This is a genomic window from Anaerococcus sp. NML200537 (assembly GCF_026131715.1).
GTDB lineage: Bacteria > Bacillota > Clostridia > Tissierellales > Peptoniphilaceae > Anaerococcus > Anaerococcus kampingae.
On record NZ_JAMXSL010000016.1, the window covers coordinates 1 to 19,595 of the forward strand.

The following is a 19,595-nucleotide window of genomic DNA, read 5'->3' on the forward strand; positions in this document are numbered from 1 at the left end:
ATATATAATATATATAATTATAGGTATATTCTTATCAGTAGTAGGAATTTATGGTATAATGAATTAAAGGAATACTTACAAAGCTTTGATAAAATTAATTTACTCTTATCTTTGATAGTAGGTTTAGTTTTATAGATATTTTTATAAATATCAATTCAATCTTTTAAGTACAATCGTTAATACTTATATTTATGTGGAGGTATTATGACAATTAGATATGTAAATAATTTAGGAAAAATAACAATCGATGATTCCGTTATTGCTAATATTGCAGTAGCAAGCGTCATGCAATCTTATGGTGTTGTTGGACTTGCAAGTAGATCAGCAAAGGATGGTATATATAAACTCTTAGGTGTAAATAACATGCAAAGAGGAGTTAAGGTTATAAGAAGGGACAATGGTACAGTAGCAATATTTATATCTCTATTTTTAGAATATGGTATTAGAATACCGGTAGTATGTCAAAATATAATCGAAAATGTTAAATATAATATAGAAAACTCTTTGAATGTAAATGTTTCTGAAGTAAATATCTATGTCCAAGGAATCAATAGATAGGAGAAATATGAAAGTTATTGATGCAAATAAGCTCCAACAAATGGTCATTGGAGCCTTTAAATATTTAGAAGAAAACAAATCATTAGTTGATGAGCTAAACGTATTTCCGGTTCCAGATGGAGATACAGGAACAAACATGACCATGACAATGAAATCTGGTGTTGATAAGGTTAATACATCTGCTTTATCAAATGTATACGAAATTTCAAAGGCCCTAAGCCAAGGCACTCTTATGGGAGCTAGAGGAAACTCTGGAGTAATCTTATCTCAACTTGTAAGAGGTATGTCAAAAGCTCTAAAAGATAAAGAAGTGATAGAAGCAAGTGATATAAAAGAAATCTTTATAAATGCTTCTAAAACTGCTTATAGAGCAGTTATGCAACCAACAGAAGGAACAATTCTAACAGTAGCAAGAAAGATGGCTGAAAGAGCAGAAGAGTCCTACTCAGAAGATATAAATTTAGATGATTATCTTATAGATATTATTGGTGAAGGACAGAAGGCTTTAGATAATACACCAAAACAACTGCCGGTTTTAAAAGAAGCAGGTGTAGTTGACTCAGGTGGTCAAGGCTTGCTATTCTTACTAAGGGGAGCATTAAATGCACTAAATAATGATATCGATAGGGATATAGACTTATCAGATGAAAACGAAGAAGAAAAGAATTATAAGCTATCGTTTAGTCTTTCATGTAAGGAATCTGACTATGAAAAAATAATTGATTCCATTACAAATCTTTCAAGTCACCTCGATTCAGAATTTAATAATAATGTAATTGAGGCAAGCTTACAGACAGATCATCCTCATCAAGTTATATCTATATTATTACTAGATGGAGTTTTGTTAAAGGTTGAAATTGAAAACACTAACCCGGAAATCGCTAAAGAAGAAAAAGAAGTTAAGCTTAAAAAATATGGCTTTATAGCAGTATCTAGGGGTGATGGATACGACGATATTCTTAAGTCAATGAATATTGATAAGATAATTTCAGGCGGCCAAACAATGAATCCTTCTACAGAGGATATCTATAAAAATATAGAAGAAATAAATGCAGAAAATATTATTATTTTCCCTAATAATAAAAATATAATTATGTCTGCTAAGCAAGCTTGTGATCTAACAGATAAAAATGCAATGGTTGTTGAAACAAGATCAATACCAGAATCTTTCACAGCTATGCTAGAATTTGATGAATCAGAATCAATAGAAGAAAACATAGAAAACATGGCTGATGTAATTAGTGATATGCATACAGCAGAAGTTTCTATATCCATTAGAGATACAAGCGTGAATAATGTAGAAATCAAAAAAGATGATTTTATCGGGATTCTTGATGGAAAAATCGTGGTAAGTACTGATAAAATCGAGGAAACATTAAGACTTGCCTTAGAAAAAGCTATTGAAGAAGATCAAGATATATCATTAATTACCCTATATTATGGTGAAGAAGCTGATAAGAAAAAGGCCAAAGACCTTGTTAAAAAGCTTTCTAAGGACCATAAGGATATAGATGTTGAACTAATCTACGGCGGACAGCCAGTATATTATTACCAAGCAACCCTTGAATAAGGAATTAACAGACCTAAGAGGTATTGGCCCTAAAAAGGCCAAGACTCTTAACAAGCTTGATATATACACAGTCAGTGATTTATATAATTTTTATCCCAGAGCATATGAAGATAGGAGCAAAAAAATCCTAGCTAGTCAAGCTAGAGGAGATAGAGCCTATTTCTTTGTTTGGAAATCTGTGTCCAAACCATATTTTAAAAAACTTAAAAATGTCTCCTTATCTTATATGTATTTTGAAGATGAACTTGGGAACAAAATTAGAGTTGTGTGGTTTAACGATAGGTTTTCCATTAGAAGTATCGAACTTAATAAAAAATATAAATTCTATACCAAAGTGTCCTTAAAAAAAGGATTTTATGAAGCTATAAACCCCATTTTTGAGGGGCTTGAGGGAAATGAGATAGGTGGAATTTATTCTATCTATCCATTAACAAGTGGTCTGAGCCAGAAAAACATAAGGGCTTTTATTAAGGAAGCTTTATCTTTCTATAATCAAGACGAAGAGCTATTAAATCAAGCCAATAGGGATCAATGTAATCTTTTATCTAGACAGGAAGCCTTAAATATTGTTCATTTTCCAGATAATGTTAATGATTTATTGAGGGCAAAGTCTTATATAAAAATACTAGACCTTCTTAAAGAATTGATATTTTTGTATCATATAGGCAAAAATGCAAAGATAAAGCAAGATATCAACCTTAGCTATAAATTAGATAATATTTTAAGAAGGCTTGATTTTGCTTTAACAAAACCACAGCTAAGATCATTTAATGAAATACTTACTGATTGTTCAGGTAAATATGCTATGAATAGGCTCTTGGTTGGGGATGTAGGCTCTGGTAAAACAATAGTTGGCATTATAGCCATGATTGTATTTGGCTTAAGCTCATATCAATCAGCTATGATGGTTCCAACAGAGGTTTTGGCAATCCAACAATATGAAAAATATAAAGATTTAATTGAGTCTTTTTCTCTAAATGTTGCACTTTTAACAGGTTCTAGCAAAGATAAAGATGAAATAAAAGCTAAGCTATTAAATGGTGATATAGATATAGTAATAGGAACCCATGCTTTAATACAAGCAGATGTATTATTTAATGATTTAAGACTGGTTATAAACGACGAACAACATCGTTTTGGTGTTAAACAAAGACAAGCTCTTGCTAAAAAAGGACAAGCTGTAAACTATTTAACAATGACAGCCACTCCTATCCCAAGAACCCTATCTTTAAAGATAAATCAGATGCTTGATTTAAGTGTTATAAATGAACTGCCTATGGGTAGGGAAATAATTGATACCCATATAATAGTGCAGGATAGAGAAAAAATCCTTTTTGAACAAATCTCTAAAAATTTAGAAGATGGTAGACAAATCTATGTTGTAAGTAATAATATAGATTCTGATGATGATAATTCAGTAGAAAATCTTTATAAGAGATACAAAAAACAATTCAAAAGCTATAGGGTAGAAATCCTTCATGGCAAACTTAATTCTGAAATTAAAGAAAGTATACTTATTGATTTTTCAAGTGGTATTATCAATATTTTAATATCTACAACTGTAATAGAAGTTGGTATAGATGTAGCTAATGCGAATGTAATTGTAATTTATAATGCAAATAACTTTGGCCTATCTCAGCTGCATCAATTAAGAGGCAGGGTAGGAAGAGGTCAATATAAGTCATATTGTTATCTTGTAAATAAGAATGCTGATGCTAATCTTAAACTTAATATTTTAGAGAAAACAAATGACGGCTTTGAAATTGCACAAAAAGATTATGAGTTAAGAGGAGGAGGAAAGATTCTCTCTCTTATCCAACACGGTAAAAATCTCTCAGAGATAGAATACCTAAACATGACCCAAGAAGAAACTGACAGAAGCTTTGAGATTTTTGACTACTTAAAATCGATTGATTTTAAGGGTGTTAATATAGATTTCATAAAGAAATTTTTTGATGAAGATAAGGATATTATTTTAAACTAATGAAAGTAGTAGCAGGGAAATACAAAGGCTTTAATCTAGCTAGTCCAAAATCAAAAACATCTAGACCTACAGATAACAAGGTAAAGGAAGCAGTGTTTGATATGCTATATCCTTTTAAAGATAATTTTCTCGCTCTAGATTTATTTGCAGGTACAGGACAAATGGGAATAGAATTTCTCTCAAGGGGAGGGGCCGAAGTATATTTTAATGAAAAGAATTATTCTAATTTTTCAATATTAAAACAAAATATAGAAAAAATAGGATCAGACAGAGCCGTATTAATTAAAAACGATTTTGTTAAAACTCTTAAAAACTTAGGGCAAAAGAATCTTAAGTTTGACTATATATTTCTAGATCCACCTTATGAAAGTGATTTTTTAGATAAAGCTCTATTTTATATTAAAGAATATGACTTATCCAGTGAAGATGGTATAATTATAACTGAATCGAGCATGGACTTAGATTTTTCAGAAAAATATGACCTACATATATTAAAAGATAAGTCCTATGGAAGGAAATATATTAAAATATATACAATATGAAAATAATTTATCCAGGCAGCTTTGACCCACTAACAAATGGCCATATGGATATGATTAAGAGATTATCAATTCACTTTGACCATGTCATAGTTGCAGTTATTAGAAATGAAAACAAAAACTCTCTATTTTCTCTAAAAGAAAGAGAAGAGATAATAAGAGAGGCTATAAAAGAAGAAAAATTAGTTAATGTAAGCATAAAATCCTTTGATGGCTTACTAGTTAATTTTGCTAAAAAAGAAGATGTTAAACTTATAGCTAGAGGACTTAGGGCTGTCACAGATTATGAGTATGAAAAGAATATAGCTAGAGTAAATTCAACCTTATATGAAGGGCTTGAAACTATATTTCTACTAAGTAATCCTAAATATTCCTTTGTATCATCTAGTGGTGTGCGTGAGATAGCTGCCTTTAAGGGCGATGTATCAGCCTTTGTAAGTACAAGTGTCGAAAAGAGAATTAAAGATAAATATAATTATTAGGAGGAAGTATGGCAAACAAAATAACTGATCTTATCTACGAGATGGAAGACATAATGGAAGAAGCAAGCTCTGTACCATTTTCAAAAAAGGTAGCAGTAGATCCTGATGAAATTTATGATGTACTTAATGAGATGAAAGATTCTTTACCAGAAGAAATCAAACAAGCTCAGTGGGTAACAGACGAAAAAGAAAGAATTTTATCCGAAGCAAGCAACGAAGCTGATAGTAGATTAAATCAAGCTGAAGGTGAAATTAAAAATTTCAAGGAACAAGCAAAAAGCCAATTCCAAAGAATGGTTAGTGAACATGAAATCACTCAACAAGCTAGGGCTGAAGCTGATAGAATCTTACAAGAAGCAGCTGCTGAAGCTAAACATATCAAGGCTCAATCATATGAGTATGTAGATAAACTATTCTCAGGTTCTATAGATAACTTTAGCGGCCTTGTTCAACAATTAGAAAAAATTAGAAATAATTTATTAGAAAATAAGTAATTAAAGACGTCCAAGACATAATAATTATGTTGCTTGGACGTTTTTTTACTTAAAAGGTTTATTATTATGAATATAATCATAATTTATCTCTCTTCCAATAGCTAGATTATAGAGATTGGAAGAATTTATCATTTTTTCATAAATTTTAAAATTATTTTGATCCAATATTTTTGAATCAGCCTTATTTATAACTATATCAACCTTATCGTTGAAATTATTAAATATTTTGGTTGCCTTTTTATTATAAGCTAATATTCTTATAAAATGAACATCTATATAATTAAGTTTAAAGCTATTATCAAGAATATAATTAAGGATAAGCCTTCTTACTCTTGATTTAGTATACCTAAGACTTGTGGCCTCATTAATAAAATCTTCAAAAGTCCTGTTTCTATCTACAAGTTTTATTAGATGGTTTTCAATCCCCTCTTCATAACCGATAATATCTGTCATAGCTTTTTTCTCAACAATTAGCTTATAGGTAAAAATTTTATAGAAAAACTCATCGTTAATTCCATCATAATTTTTAAAAAAATTAGAAAAATTCTTAAAAGATGTTCTAGGCATAAGCTTACTTATATCGCCGGAAATATTATTTCTAATAGCAGTAGATGAGGCATAAAATTTGTCATTAATCGTTTTATCCTTATTAAGGCTTCCAACTCTACAAATTGGGTATGGGATAATTTTAGACTTTAATTTATCAATTGCCTTCATATATTCGAGAGCTAAAATATTGTTGGCTGAAATAAAATCATCGCCTACAAGCTTAGAAATAGCACTGTTAAGGGCTTTTGTATAGGATATACCATTTGAAAGGTACATTTTAAGCTCTTGATTAATAAAGTTATCATTATTTATTACGATTTTAGCTTTATCTAAAAAATCTCTTTCATCTAGTCTTTCAATCCCAAAACATAGGTAATCAATTTCCATTTTATCTAGAATTTCTAAAGATTTTAAGGCGAAAAATTCTGCAGCTTGTAAACTAATGAAATTAGGCATTTCAATTACTAGATCAAAACCATTTTCAACAGCAGTTTTTGCTCGTGTAAATTTATCAACGATAGCCGCTTCACCTCTTTGAACAAAATCACCACTCATAAAAGATATGGCTAAGTCACATGCCAAGTCTTCTTTAGCTTTATCAAGCAAATATTTATGACCATTGTGGAAAGGATTAAACTCTGAGATTATAGCAAGTTTTTTCATATGCACCTCTTTTTATTTATTATACTTATAAGCTTGATTTAATACATCATTCTTATATGTAAAATGATAAAAGCAGATGAATAAAATTTTCAATTAGCTCTTATATATGGTATAATAATGTAAGAATATAGCCAAGGAGGAATTATGATATCAGCTAACGATTTAAGAAAAGGTGTAACATTTGTATATGATGGGGATGTATATCAAGTTGTAGATTTCCAACACGTAAAACCAGGTAAGGGTGCAGCATTTGTTAGAACCAAAATAAGATCAGTAATGAATGGTGGAGCAAAGGATGTAACATTTAATCCTAATGAAAAATTTGAAAATGCCGTAATTTCTACAAAAGAAATGCAATATTTATACAATGATGGTCAACTATATTATTTTATGGACCCAGAAAGCTTTGAACAAATCGGTATAGAAGAAGAAGCAGTTAAAGAAGCTATAATTTATGTAAAAGAAAATGACAGTGTACTTATTAAATTTTATGAAGGCAAACCATTTTCAATTGATCCACCAAACTTTGTAGAGCTTAAGGTAGTAGAAACAGAACCAGGTGTAAAAGGTGATACAGCTACAAATGTTACAAAACCTGCAACAGTTGAATCTGGCGCAGTTATAAACGTGCCAATATTTGTAAACGAAGGTGATGTGATCAAAATAGATACAAGAAGTGGAGAGTATCTATCTAGAGTATAGGAGTATTAGATGACTAATAATTTTAAAGATGGTTCAGTTAAAATTGCTGATGAAATTCTAGATCAAATTGCAACCACAGCTGCTGAGGAAGTCTATGGAGTATATGAAGATACCTCCGAAGAAGGATTTATGCATTCACTACAAAGCAAGGCTACCAAGACAAATATCAGAAAAATAGCTGGTAATCTTGTAATAGACATAGATTTATCCCTAGACAAAAATATAAACGTTAGAAAGACCGTAAAAAAAGTCCAAAAAAATGTCAAAGATGTAATAGAAACAATGACAGGCATTGGAGTTAGTAAGGTTAATATTAACGTTAATAGATTAGAAATTTGATGAACAGAAGACAACAGAGGGAGTGGGTTTTTAAGCTTATCTTCCAAGATTCAATTAACGATATAAAAGAGAATAATGATTTATTTCAAAATCATGACCTAAGTGAGAATGAAACTTATATAATTAAATCTATAGATTCATATAAAAAACATTATGATGAGATTGTAGCAAAGCTTGAAGATAGCCTATCTGCTAGATACTCTAACATAAGCAAGGTAGCAAAGTCTATAATATTTCTTTCAATAAATGAAATATATTTTTTAGATATACCAGTCTCAGTCTCAATTAATGAAGCTGTTGATCTTGCGAAAAAATATACATCAAATGATGAGTATAAGATTATTAATAAAGTACTAGGTGACATCGTTAGAAAAGATAAAAAATGAAAAAACCTCTAACAGTTAAGCAATTTAATGAATATATAAAATCAAATATTAAACACGATCCTATTTTTAGAAGAATTTTTATAAGTGGAGAGCTTTCAAATGTTAGAATCAATAACCAACACTTGTACTTCTCTCTAAAGGAAGACTCAGATTTAATAGACTGTGTAATATATTATTATGAGGATAAGGATATAACCTTTGACTTTGAACCAGGAAAGAACGTTCTTGTTAGAGGTAGCTTATCCTATAATAATTTCTCTTCAAGACTAATTATAATTGCTAGCGAAGTTGAAGATGAAGGTCTTTCCAAGACCTATCTTGAATTTTTAAAAATAAAAGAAGAATTTATAAAAAAAGGCTATTTCGACCCAAAAAATAAAAAGCCAATAGATAAATTAGTCAAAAAAATAGGCCTAATAACATCAAAAGATGGGGCTGCAATTGTAGATTTTATATCAATGATTAATTCAAGACCTAATGACATAAAAATATTTTTAAATTCTGTAAAGGTTCAAGGAGATATGTCTCCGGGCTTAATAGCACAAGGAATTAATAAATTAGATTTACTAGATCTTGATGTTATTGTCTTAACAAGAGGTGGAGGGTCAAATGAAGACCTTTCAAGCTTCAATCATAAAGAAGTTATAGAGGCCATAAATAAAGCGAAGACACCTATTATTTCAGCAATCGGCCATAATATTGATAGAACTCTATCGGATTTAGCAAGTGATTTAAGCCTTCAAACACCGACAGAAGCAGGTTCTTACCTAATAAGCTTCTATGAAGACTACCACAAAAATTTAGAAAATTTATTCAAACAAAGAACTAAAGACATAGAAAATATATTAGAAAATTATGAATTAAAATTAAAATTTCTAAAAAAACGAATCGATATTAGCAATCCTAAGCTAATCTTAGACGCTAAATCCAAAGAGATTTCTAGTTTAGGCGTAAGAATTGAGAAAACAATTAGGGATAATTTTGTTTACAATGATCATAAGCTTAAAAGCCTTTCCTTTAATTTAAAGGCAGTAGAAAAAATTATTGAATATTCAAAAAAACATATACAAATTGAACATAATAATATATTGGTTTTTTCTAAACATTCACTTAAAGCTGATGATATTGTAAAACTTGTATTTAGCGATGGAGAAGTAATAGCAAGGATTATTGATGGATAAATCATTTGAAGAAAATTATAAGAAAATAGAAAGCCTATTAGAAGAAATAGAAAATAACAAAGATAACTTAGATAAGAGTGTAAAACTTTATAAAGAAGCTAAAGAACTCTATAAGAAGTTAGAAGCAAGTTTAGATGACTATAGGGCTAAGGTAGAAATAATTGATAGTGATGAATAAAGAAGAATTTATTAAAATATTAAATAATAAGAAGAAGGACATAGATGAAAGAGTAAGATCTTACTTTCCCAAAAAAGGTCTTATTAATGAAACAATGACCTATGCAGCAGATGGCGGCAAAAGAATAAGGGCCAGCTTGTATCTAGAAAGTAAGAAAATGTTTTCAAGCTCCCTTAGTGAGGAAGATTATAAAATGGCCTTGGCTATTGAATTAATTCATGCCTATTCTTTGGTCCATGATGACTTACCTGCCATGGATAATGATGACTATAGGAGGGGGATGGAGAGCCTTCACAAAAAATATGGTGAAGACTTAGCTATATTAACTGGAGATGCTCTTTTAAATGAAGCTGCTATTATTTTATTTGATGTTGCTATTATTAACAATACATATCTTAAATCTAGTAAGTATATAATGGAAAGAGCCTCTAAAAGGGGAATGATTCAGGGCCAAATCTTGGATTTAAGGAAAGATATCAAGGTAGATAAGTCCTATTTATTGGAGGTTTATAGCAAGAAAACCTCAGACCTTTTCAAGGCAGCATGCATTGGGGCTGCACTTTCAGCAAAGGCTAGCCATAGACAAATAGAGCTTCTTTCATTATATGCTGAAAACCTAGGCCTAGCTTTCCAAATACAAGATGATTTACTTGAAGATACATATGATGATGAACTAAATATACTCAATATAATGACTAAAGAAGAAGCCATTAATCTTCTTGATTCAATTAACAAAGATGCAAGAGATGCTATTTCTAATTTTAGCCATAACGAATTTTTAACTTATCTTATAGATTATTTATCAAAACGAAGTTATTAGGGGATATTATGAAAAAATACACTAGACAAAGATTAATATTAGATATTATTCAAAATAATGATGTCAAAACTCAAAGTCAATTATCTGAGATTCTAAGAGACCAAGGAGTAAATGCTACCCAGGCTACAATCTCTAGGGATATAAAAGAACTTAGAATATCCAAGGTTCAAAGTGATGACTACGAATATAAATACACAGTAGTTGATGCGGTTTATGACACACTTACAGAAAGAATTGAAAAAATTTTCAAGGAAGCAGTCCTATCAGTAGAAAAATCTTCTCAACTTGTAGTAATAAAAACTATATCTTACTGTGCAACTGTTTGCGGACAATATATTACTAATGCAAAGCTTGAAAATGTTGGAGGTATCGTAACAGGTATAGACACAATTTTTATTACTCCAAGAGATTCAAAAACTATTGACGATTTAGTAGAAGAATTAAGAGATCTTGTAAAATAATGCTTGCCGAGCTTTATATAGATAATTTTATAATAATCAAAAAAGATCATATATTTTTTGAGGATAGGTTTAATGTAATAACTGGCGAGACTGGTTCAGGAAAGTCCATTATACTTGAAGCAATAAATTTGCTTTTAGGAAAGAGGGCTAGCAAAGATATTATCGGCAAATTTAAGGACACTACAATTATTGAAGCAGTATTTATCATAGATGAAGATCAAAAATTATATCTTGAGAATAAAGATATAAGTTTTGATGATGACAAGCTTATTATTACCAGAAAAATAAGCGATAAGTCATCATCGATAAGGATAAATGGTAGACTTTCAAATTTAAATATCTTAAAAGATATAGGGGAATTTTTAATTGATATCTATAGACAAGGTGATAGCAACGTCTATATGAATAAGTCTAATTATATAAACTTAATAGATTCTTATCAAAACGACAAAGAAACTAAGTCTTTAAGAGATTCCTTGAAAGAATTATATAGAGAGAAAACAGAATTTATAAGAAAATTTCAAGACTTAGACTTAACCGATGAAGAGTTAAGCAGGGAAAGAGATCTTATTGATTATCAAATAAAAGAGATTGAAGCCATAGATTTATTTAATTTAGATGAAGATGAAATAGAAAGTGAATATCAGAGGCTATCAAATATATCAAGTTTGAGAGACAGCTATTATCAAATGATTGAAATCATTGACTCTGATGATTATCAAATTCCATCTATTAGTAGTTTATTAAATGAAGCTTCTTCTTCAATATCAAATTATGTAGGTATAGATAAAAAATCTGAGGACATATATGACAGACTAATATCAATATCAGATCAACTTAACGATATATATTCAGAAGCTGATTCCTATGTAGAAATTTTGTCCACTGATCCAGAAAGATTACAAGTGCTTGATGATTTAAATAAAAAACTCTTTGATCTTAAGAGGAAATATGGCAATAGCATAGATGATATCAAAGTTTATTATGAAGGAATGAAAGACCGCCTGGATGAGCTCAATCAAATTGAAGACCTAAGAATAAATATAGACTCTAAAATAGCAGATATAGATAAAAAAATGCTAGATAAGGCTGATAAGTTACATGCTATTAGAGTTAAAAAGATAAAAGAACTTGAGTCATCAATCAACAAAGAAATTGTGGAATTAAATATAAAAAATGGTAAATTTAAAGTTGAGCTTAAGAAGACTGATTTAATTGATAAAAAAGGTTATGATGATGTAGATTTCTTGATTAGAACCAATAAAGGAGAAAACCCATCATCTTTAACCAAGACAGCATCAGGCGGTGAGATTTCGAGAATAATGCTTGCCTTTAAAGAAGTTTTTGCAAGTTTTGATGATATAGATACGATGATTTTTGACGAGATAGACACTGGAATAAGTGGAAGGACAGCACAGGTTGTTGGTGAAAAAATCTTAGATTTATCTAAGAAAAGACAAGTAATAGCTATATCTCACTTGCCACAGCTAGCTTCACTTGCTAATAACCATATACTGGTTTGTAAAGAAGATGAAAAAGATGCTACTATTTCTTACTCAAAATCAATAAAAGGGGAAGAAAGAACTCTTGAAATAGCAAGGTTAATTGCGGGTGTTGATATAACTGAAACTACTAAAAAGTCAGCAAGAGAAATCTTGGAGATGGCGGAGGAATTAAGAAATGAATGAGCAAAAATTTTATGAAAAAACCATTAAGTCAGATACAATTTATGATGGTAAAATACTTAAATTAAGAGTTGAAACCGTAGAGCTTGAAAATAAAAGGTATTCTAAAAGAGAGATAGTTGATCACCAAAAAGGTGTTGGTATCATAGCATTTGACGGTGATGACAAGATTTGGATGGTAAAACAATATAGAAAGGCAATTGATAAAATAACCTTAGAGATTCCTGCAGGATTAGTTGATCCGGGTGAGATGCCTATAGAAACAGCTAAAAGAGAATTACAAGAAGAAGTAGGATATTTACCAGAAACTATTTCCTACTTATTTGATATGCATGCTTCACCAGGATTTACAAATGATAAATTATCATTTTTCTTAGCTAAAGATTTAGTTAAATCAAGTCTTGAGCAAGATGAGGATGAGAATGTCGAAGCATGCGCAATCGAGATAAAAGAATTATATAAGATGGTGGAAAATGGTGAAATTACAGATGCCAAAACAATTATAGCGATCTTATATTGTATAAAGTTATTAAATGAAGCTTAATATTGAACTAGAGGCCTTTGAGGGGCCTTTTGACCTTTTATTAAAGCTAATTGATAAACAAAAGATTGATATATATGATGTTAAGATTGAAGATATAACAAGTCCATTTTTAGAAGAAGTAGCTAAAATGAATATAGATTTGCCTTCTCTTTCTGAGTTTATATACACATCATCTATTCTTTTAACAATTAAGGCAAACAAGCTCTTACCAAAAGAGGAAAATGAAGGCTTAGAAGAAGATTTTTTAGCATATCTAATTGAGTATAAAAAAATCAAGTCCGTCCAAGATGATTTCAAGTATTTAGAAGAAGAAGCTCGTAAAATACATGTTAAATTTCAAGAAGATTTGACTAGCTTTGAAAAAGATGAAATAATCATTAATCAAGATATAGATATCCTTTCAAGAGAATTTAAAAAGCTTCTTAATAGACTAAAAAATGAAGAAAAATCTGAATCCAGAATATTTGAGCAAGAGATAATGCCAGATGTTAATGATTACCTTATTAGCCTTAGGAAAACACTGAATTTTTCTAAAGAATTAAAGTTAAACGATATAACAAAAAGGATCAATACAAAAGCTGAATGTATAGCTACTTTCTTAGCTCTTCTAGAAATGGTAAAGCTTAAAGAGATATATTTAAGTCAAGAAGATATTAATTCATTTAAAATAGTTAAGAGGGAAAATGACAGTTGACGAAATTAAAGGACTCATAGAAGAAATTTTATATATTTGGGGTGAACCCCTAGATTTTGCTGACCTATCAAAGATATTATTTGATATTGATAAAAAAGACATAAAAACTGCCCTTAAGGAATCTATTGAGGAGAGAAATAACAAAAATACTGGCCTAATCATTAGAAAATATAGTGACACCTATCAATTTTCTACAAGAAAGTCTACTGATAAATACTTAGAAAAATTAGTAGCCAAGTCAGAAAAAAAACTCACTAACTCAACCTTAGAAACCCTCTCTATAATTGCTTATAAGCAACCAATTACAAGGGCGGAAATAGATAAAATAAGGGGAGTTAACTCTCAATCGACAATTGATTCACTACTTGATAGAGGGCTAATTGTTGAAAAGGGAAGGTTAGATAAGATAGGAAAACCAATAATATTTGGCACAACAGATGAGTTTCTAAAATATTTTTCTATATCTTCACTAGAAGATTTACCTGAAATAAAGATTGGTGATGATAATGAGAATAAATAAATATATAGCAAATACAGGCTTTACTTCTAGACGAAAAGCAGACGACTTAATCAAAGAAGGTAGAGTAAAGGTTAATGATAACTTAATAACTGAGCCAGGATTTAAAGTAGAAGATACTGATAAGGTTACAATCGATGGTCAATTACTTGAGTTAGAAGAGAAATTTTATATTAAACTATATAAGCCTGTTGGTTATATAACTTCTAATTTTGATCCTTATAATAAATTAGACTTAAATGACTTGTTAGAAATTGATAAGAGGTTTTATGCTGCTGGAAGACTTGATAAAGATAGCGAAGGTCTTTTGATTATTACAAATGATGGGGAATTCACCAATAATATTATTCATCCTAAATTCAAACTAGACAAAGAATATATTGTAGATGTTGATAAAACCCTTAGCAAAAAAGAAGAAAATCTTTTTATGCAAGGTCTAGATATAGGAAATGGTGAACATACATCAGATGCTTATATTAAACTAATCGGTAATAAAAAATATCAAGTCATAATTCATCAGGGATATAATAGACAGATAAGGAGAATGTTTGAATATTTTAATAGCAGTGTTAAAAGGCTTAAAAGGATAAGGATAGGAGATATTAGCCTATCTGATCTTAAAGAAAAAGACTATAAATACTTTGACAAAGAAGAAATGCTCTTTGTTAAAAAAGTTAAAAGGTAGGCAACTATCTTTTTTTGTGGGAAAAATTATATGAAAAAAATTGGAATTATTGGAGCAGGACCAGCTGGACTTATGACAGCCATTCTTGCAAAAAACGAAAATAATGAAATATATATTCTTGAGAGGAATTCTAAAATAGCTAGGAAACTCAAAATGACAGGTGGAGGAAGGTGCAACATCACGAACATGTCATATGATGGAGATTTCCTCGATAAAGTTGTAAGAAATAAAAAATTTGTCTACTCTTCCTATGCTAAATTTAATAATTATGACTTAATAGACTTTTTAGAAAGTGAAGGCATTGCAACAATAGCAGAAGAAGATGGGAGGGTATTTCCTAAATCCCAACAGTCACAAAGCCTTATTGACTTTTTCTATAAAAAAATAAACGACTTAGGTATAAATTTATTAACAAATACAAAAGTTGTAGATATTAAGAAGAATAAAAAGTTTATTGTCAAAACTGATGATCATAAATTTGAATTTGATAGTCTTGTTATAGCTACTGGAGGTAAGTCGTATCCTAAAACTGGATCAGATGGACTAGGATATGACCTATGCAAAAAACTTGGTCACCATATTAGCAAAATTAGTCCAGTGCTGGTTCCTATCTTCATTAAAGATAAACTTAATATCAAGGCCCTATCTCTAAAAGATGTAGGCCTTAGTCTGGAGTCTGATGAAAATTCAGTATATCAGGTTGGAGATATATTAATAAATTCTGATTTTATAACAGGACCAGTAGTCCTAAGGGCAAGTTCCTTAATTGATAATGACAAGGTAAATCATATTTATATAGATTTTTTTACAAAATACACTTATAATGAATTAGACGACCTTTTACTTGATTTAATAAATCAAAATCCCAAAAAATCTATTCTAAATATTCTAAAATCTATAATCAACGATAGCTTAGTAGGGGTAATTGGTCAAAGACTTAAAATTGATAAAGACCTAAGGGCGAGTGAGCTTAGTAGGGACTTGAGGATGCTAATAATAGAAAATTTAAAGAAATTCGAGCTAAATTTTCTTAAATTTGGCGGCTATGAATCAGCAGTTGTTACCAGGGGTGGGGTAGACTTATCTGAAATAAATCCAAGCAACATGATGTCTAAAAAAATTGATAATTTATTTTTTGTAGGCGAAATCCTTGATATAGATAGCCTTACTGGAGGGTACAATCTTCAAATCTACTTTTCTACAGCTTATGCTTGCTCACAATATATAAGGGAGAAAATATGACATATATAATAGCGATAGACGGGCCAAGTGGTTCTGGAAAATCAACTGTTTCTGAAATTTTGGCTAAAAAATTAGGAATAGAATACTTAAATACAGGCCTAATGTATAGGGCTGTTACTAAGTTTTTCTTAGATAAGGGTATGGATGAAAAAACTGATGATCAGATTTTAATAAGGTTAATTGATGAAATAGAGATCGATTTTAAGGATGAAAAATTATATCTTTTAGGAAGTGACGTCACTAAAGCCCTAAGAAATGATCAAATTACAGCTAATGTCTCTTGGGTTTCAGCCAAATCCTATGTTAGGGAGAAGATGGTAGACCTTCAAAGACAAATAGCTAAAAATACATCTTTCATCCTAGATGGTAGGGATATAGGAAGTGTAGTATTTCCAAATGCTAAATATAAATTTTACTTAACTGCTTCTGCCCTAACGAGGGCTAAAAGAAGATTTGATCAGGGTGAATCAGAACTAAGTGTAGAAGAGATTGAAAAGGCAATTATAAAGAGGGATGACTATGATTCCCATAGAGATATTTCTCCATTAAAGCTAGCAGAAGGGGCAATATTAATTGATAACTCAGAACTTAATATTGACCAAACAATTGAATTGATACTTTCGTATGTGGAGAAAACTGATGTTTTATAATTTTTTGGTTATACTTGTAAGGATTTTACTTTTTCCTTTTTATAGGATCCACGTTCATGGTAAGGAATTTATACCAAAGGATGCAAATTTTATAGCATGTGCAAATCACTGGTCTAATCTTGACCCTTTTTTCCTTGCTATATCCTTACCTATAAGATTTTATTTTATGGCAAAAAAAGAACTTTTTGAAATCCCTGTCCTTAGAACTTTATTAAAAAAAGCAGGAATGTTTCCAGTAGATAGACAAGGAAATGACCTCAAGGCCTTAAGACATGCTATAAACCTAATTAAGGAAGACCATACCCTAGGAATTTTCCCTGAGGGAACCAGAGTCAAAACCATTGATAGGGAAAATATGAAAGAGGGAGTAGGATTCATAGCTTTGAAAGCTAAGGCTGATATATTGCCAATTGAAATTGTAACAAATTATAAGCTGTTCTCAAGGGTAGATATTTATGTTAAGGAACCAATGAGGATAGAAAAATATTCAAACCTAAAAAATAAAGAAGCGATGAAAAAAATTTCTAACCATATTTTCATAAATTTATATGAACATAGTAAAGAATTGAAAGAGAGTAGATAATGGAAATTATTATTGCAGATAATTCTGGCTTTTGCTTTGGGGTCAAAAGAAGTGTTGACCTTGCCGAAAAAGCTTTAGAATCAAAAAAAGATAAATATACTTTAGGTCCTTTAATCCATAATCCACAATTAGTGGCAGAATTTGAGAAAAAAGGACTAAAAGTTATTGATCACGAAGAGGCTCTTCAAATCAAAGATTCCTTAATAGTCATAAGAGCCCATGGAGAAGACAAAAGCTTTAAAGATAAGCTTATTGCTAATGGCAACGAACTTTACGATGCAACTTGTCCTGTTTTAAACAGTATATATAAGAAGATTTCTGATAAAGAAAAGGAAGGCTATCAGGTAATAATTGTTGGAGATAAGAAGCATCCAGAAATAATTGCTATGGAATCTTTTATAAACAATGGTATAGTAGTATCAGATGAGACTGAAACAAAAAATATTAAGAATTATGAGAAGCTATATGTAGTTAGCCAGACTACAAATAGGTTTGAATTTTTTGTAAATATTGCTAACAAGTTAGAAGAAAATAATGATAGTGTAGTAATAGAAAACACAATATGCAATGCTACAAAATTAAGGCAAGAGTCTGCTAAAAAATTAGCGGCTTATGTAGATTGTATGATTGTAGTTGGTGGTTTTAATAGTTCTAACACAAACAAGCTATATCAAGTAGCTAGTTTGTATTGTAAAAATGTTTTAAGGATTGAAACTGTTAAAGATCTACCTTTGCAAAAGCTCTCTAAATTTAAAAAATTAGGAATAATCGCAGGTGCATCTACGCCTGATTCGATTATTAAGGAGGTAGTAAGTAGTATGGATGAATTCACAAAAGAAGAATTTATGAACAGTCTAGAGGATAGTTTAAAGAAGATTTACCCTAAAGAGGTGATCACAGGTACAGTAATCAATGTTAAAGATGATGAGGTATTTGTAGATATCCAATATCGTGCAGATGGTATTGTTAAACTAGACGAAATGACTGAAGAGGAACAAAAAGATCCTAAAAACAGCTTTGAAGTTGGTGATGATATAGACGTATTCGTTATCAAACTTGATGATGGTGAAGGTAATGTTAGCCTATCTACTAGAAGAGTAGAAGGTATGAAAGCATGGAAAGAACTTTCTGAAAAGTTTGAAAATGACGAATTAGTACATGGTAAAGTTGTTGGCTTTAACAAGGGCGGCCTTACTGTTGAAGTTAATGGTGTAAATGGTTTCGTACCTGCTAGCCAAATAGCAACTTACTTTGTAAAAAATCTTAAGAAATTTGTTGGTGAAGAATGGGATCTAAAGATCATCAGTATCGATGAAAGAAAAAATAGACTTGTTCTATCTAGAAAAGATGTACTTGAAGCAGAACTTGATGACCTTTGGGAAGATTTAGAAGAAGGCCAAGTCGTTACTGGAAAGGTAGCAAGATTAACTGACTTTGGTGCATTCGTAGAAGTTAACGGACTTGACGGATTACTTCATGTTTCAGATATCGCTTGGACAAGAGTTGAACACCCATCAGATGTACTAAATGTTGATGATGAAATCGAAGTTAAAATCCTAAAACTAAATAAAGAAAAAAACAGAATATCTTTAGGTCGCAAACAACTTCTAGACAAACCATTTGAAAGTTTTGTAAATAGCCACAAAGTTGGTGATGTAGTTGAAGGAAAAGTAGTAAACCTACTTGACTTTGGTGCATTTGTAGAAGTAGCTGATGGTGTAGAAGGCCTAGTTCATGTTTCAGAAATTTCTTGGGATCACGTTGAAAAACCATCTGATGAGCTTACAGTTGGTGACACAATCGAAGTAAAGATAATCTCAATAGATACTGAAGATGAAAAAGTCGGTCTTAGCATTAAAGCTTTAAAAGAAGCTCCAGAAAGACCAGAAAGAAAACCAAGAAGACAAGCTAGAACTAACGATAGACCAAGAAGAAAAGTAGAAAAAGATAATTCTTCTTCATCATTTGGTGATGATGACCTAAATAACAACCTTGGAGATATGCTTGCACAAGCTCTATCAGCACAAGGTTCAGAAGATTTACTTGGATCTATTGAAGAAGACGCTGAGTAAGATTAATAAAAATGGAG

The 19,595-nt window shown here is 30.5% G+C and carries 23 protein-coding genes; 22 read left to right on the forward strand and 1 reads right to left on the reverse strand.

The features are described 5' to 3' along the window. The first annotated feature begins 204 nt into the window (after nucleotides 1-204). Genes NH288_RS05825 through NH288_RS05850 form a run of 6 tightly spaced genes read left to right on the forward strand, consistent with a single transcriptional unit; the run spans nucleotide 205 to nucleotide 5,627 of the window. Nucleotides 205-558: an Asp23/Gls24 family envelope stress response protein gene (locus NH288_RS05825; RefSeq protein ID WP_106460344.1), complete on the forward strand. Its 354-nt coding sequence runs from the start codon at nucleotides 205-207 to the stop codon at nucleotides 556-558. 7 nt (nucleotides 559-565) lie between these two features. Next, nucleotides 566-2,128 carry a DAK2 domain-containing protein gene (locus NH288_RS05830; protein WP_265213844.1) on the forward strand — a complete coding sequence of 521 codons (1,563 nt, stop codon included), beginning with the start codon at nucleotides 566-568 and terminating at the stop codon, nucleotides 2,126-2,128. Further along, nucleotides 2,121-4,112, forward strand: coding sequence for an ATP-dependent DNA helicase RecG (locus tag NH288_RS05835; RefSeq protein WP_265213846.1), 1,992 nt, complete (start codon nucleotides 2,121-2,123; stop codon nucleotides 4,110-4,112). Before NH288_RS05830 ends, NH288_RS05835 begins: the two co-directional genes overlap by 8 nt. Continuing rightward, nucleotides 4,112-4,654 (forward strand): 16S rRNA (guanine(966)-N(2))-methyltransferase RsmD, encoded by a 543-nt coding sequence (gene rsmD / locus NH288_RS05840; protein ID WP_199792147.1) that lies wholly within the window; start codon nucleotides 4,112-4,114, stop codon nucleotides 4,652-4,654. The genes NH288_RS05835 and rsmD overlap by 1 nt, the downstream gene beginning before the upstream one ends. After that, the gene (gene coaD, locus NH288_RS05845) at nucleotides 4,651-5,133 is read left to right on the forward strand and encodes a pantetheine-phosphate adenylyltransferase (protein WP_106460341.1); all 483 of its coding nucleotides are present in this window, start codon (nucleotides 4,651-4,653) and stop codon (nucleotides 5,131-5,133) included. The genes rsmD and coaD overlap by 4 nt, the downstream gene beginning before the upstream one ends. 8 nt (nucleotides 5,134-5,141) lie before the next feature. Further along, entirely contained in the window at nucleotides 5,142-5,627 is a 486-nt protein-coding gene (locus tag NH288_RS05850) for an ATPase (RefSeq protein ID WP_106460340.1), read from the forward strand. A 45-nt stretch (nucleotides 5,628-5,672) separates the two neighbouring features. Here the strand turns inward: NH288_RS05850 and NH288_RS05855 are convergent, their stop codons facing one another. Continuing rightward, a complete protein-coding gene (locus NH288_RS05855) occupies nucleotides 5,673-6,839 on the reverse strand; it encodes a nucleotidyltransferase family protein (RefSeq protein WP_265213850.1) in 1,167 nt (388 codons plus the stop codon). Between the two features lie 144 nt (nucleotides 6,840-6,983). Between NH288_RS05855 and efp the strand changes: the two genes are divergently transcribed. Genes efp through NH288_RS05935 form a run of 16 tightly spaced genes read left to right on the forward strand, consistent with a single transcriptional unit; the run spans nucleotide 6,984 to nucleotide 19,578 of the window. Next, nucleotides 6,984-7,541, forward strand: a complete 558-nt coding sequence (efp, locus tag NH288_RS05860; RefSeq protein ID WP_106460338.1) for an elongation factor P — start codon at nucleotides 6,984-6,986, stop codon at nucleotides 7,539-7,541. Nucleotides 7,542-7,550: 9 nt separating this feature from the next. Next, the gene (locus NH288_RS05865) at nucleotides 7,551-7,880 is read left to right on the forward strand and encodes an Asp23/Gls24 family envelope stress response protein (RefSeq protein WP_265213852.1); all 330 of its coding nucleotides are present in this window, start codon (nucleotides 7,551-7,553) and stop codon (nucleotides 7,878-7,880) included. Then, the gene (locus NH288_RS05870) at nucleotides 7,880-8,266 is read left to right on the forward strand and encodes a transcription antitermination factor NusB (protein WP_106460336.1); all 387 of its coding nucleotides are present in this window, start codon (nucleotides 7,880-7,882) and stop codon (nucleotides 8,264-8,266) included. The genes NH288_RS05865 and NH288_RS05870 overlap by 1 nt, the downstream gene beginning before the upstream one ends. Beyond that, on the forward strand, nucleotides 8,263-9,447 hold the full coding sequence (xseA, locus tag NH288_RS05875; RefSeq protein WP_265213854.1) for an exodeoxyribonuclease VII large subunit: 1,185 nt from the start codon (nucleotides 8,263-8,265) through the stop codon (nucleotides 9,445-9,447). The genes NH288_RS05870 and xseA overlap by 4 nt, the downstream gene beginning before the upstream one ends. After that, complete coding sequence (gene xseB, locus NH288_RS05880; protein WP_106460334.1) at nucleotides 9,440-9,625, forward strand: exodeoxyribonuclease VII small subunit; 186 nt, start codon at nucleotides 9,440-9,442, stop codon at nucleotides 9,623-9,625. The genes xseA and xseB overlap by 8 nt, the downstream gene beginning before the upstream one ends. Then, on the forward strand, nucleotides 9,618-10,445 hold the full coding sequence (locus NH288_RS05885) for a polyprenyl synthetase family protein (RefSeq protein WP_265213914.1): 828 nt from the start codon (nucleotides 9,618-9,620) through the stop codon (nucleotides 10,443-10,445). Before xseB ends, NH288_RS05885 begins: the two co-directional genes overlap by 8 nt. An 8-nt stretch (nucleotides 10,446-10,453) precedes the next feature. Then, nucleotides 10,454-10,906, forward strand: coding sequence for an arginine repressor (locus tag NH288_RS05890; protein ID WP_106460333.1), 453 nt, complete (start codon nucleotides 10,454-10,456; stop codon nucleotides 10,904-10,906). Beyond that, complete coding sequence (gene recN, locus NH288_RS05895; RefSeq protein WP_265213857.1) at nucleotides 10,906-12,594, forward strand: DNA repair protein RecN; 1,689 nt, start codon at nucleotides 10,906-10,908, stop codon at nucleotides 12,592-12,594. Before NH288_RS05890 ends, recN begins: the two co-directional genes overlap by 1 nt. Beyond that, entirely contained in the window at nucleotides 12,587-13,135 is a 549-nt protein-coding gene (locus NH288_RS05900; RefSeq protein WP_265213859.1) for an NUDIX hydrolase, read from the forward strand. Before recN ends, NH288_RS05900 begins: the two co-directional genes overlap by 8 nt. Continuing rightward, nucleotides 13,125-13,829: a segregation and condensation protein A gene (locus NH288_RS05905; RefSeq protein WP_265213860.1), complete on the forward strand. Its 705-nt coding sequence runs from the start codon at nucleotides 13,125-13,127 to the stop codon at nucleotides 13,827-13,829. The genes NH288_RS05900 and NH288_RS05905 overlap by 11 nt, the downstream gene beginning before the upstream one ends. Next, nucleotides 13,819-14,349, forward strand: coding sequence for an SMC-Scp complex subunit ScpB (gene scpB / locus NH288_RS05910; protein ID WP_265213862.1), 531 nt, complete (start codon nucleotides 13,819-13,821; stop codon nucleotides 14,347-14,349). The genes NH288_RS05905 and scpB overlap by 11 nt, the downstream gene beginning before the upstream one ends. Next, nucleotides 14,336-15,031: a pseudouridine synthase gene (locus NH288_RS05915; protein ID WP_265213864.1), complete on the forward strand. Its 696-nt coding sequence runs from the start codon at nucleotides 14,336-14,338 to the stop codon at nucleotides 15,029-15,031. The genes scpB and NH288_RS05915 overlap by 14 nt, the downstream gene beginning before the upstream one ends. Nucleotides 15,032-15,061: 30 nt before the next feature. Next, the gene (locus NH288_RS05920) at nucleotides 15,062-16,273 is read left to right on the forward strand and encodes an NAD(P)/FAD-dependent oxidoreductase (protein ID WP_265213866.1); all 1,212 of its coding nucleotides are present in this window, start codon (nucleotides 15,062-15,064) and stop codon (nucleotides 16,271-16,273) included. Then, on the forward strand, nucleotides 16,270-16,923 hold the full coding sequence (gene cmk, locus NH288_RS05925; protein ID WP_265213868.1) for a (d)CMP kinase: 654 nt from the start codon (nucleotides 16,270-16,272) through the stop codon (nucleotides 16,921-16,923). The genes NH288_RS05920 and cmk overlap by 4 nt, the downstream gene beginning before the upstream one ends. Further along, nucleotides 16,913-17,506: a lysophospholipid acyltransferase family protein gene (locus NH288_RS05930; RefSeq protein WP_265213870.1), complete on the forward strand. Its 594-nt coding sequence runs from the start codon at nucleotides 16,913-16,915 to the stop codon at nucleotides 17,504-17,506. The genes cmk and NH288_RS05930 overlap by 11 nt, the downstream gene beginning before the upstream one ends. Next, on the forward strand, nucleotides 17,506-19,578 hold the full coding sequence (locus NH288_RS05935) for a bifunctional 4-hydroxy-3-methylbut-2-enyl diphosphate reductase/30S ribosomal protein S1 (RefSeq protein ID WP_265213872.1): 2,073 nt from the start codon (nucleotides 17,506-17,508) through the stop codon (nucleotides 19,576-19,578). Before NH288_RS05930 ends, NH288_RS05935 begins: the two co-directional genes overlap by 1 nt. Nucleotides 19,579-19,595: the final 17 nt, after the last annotated feature.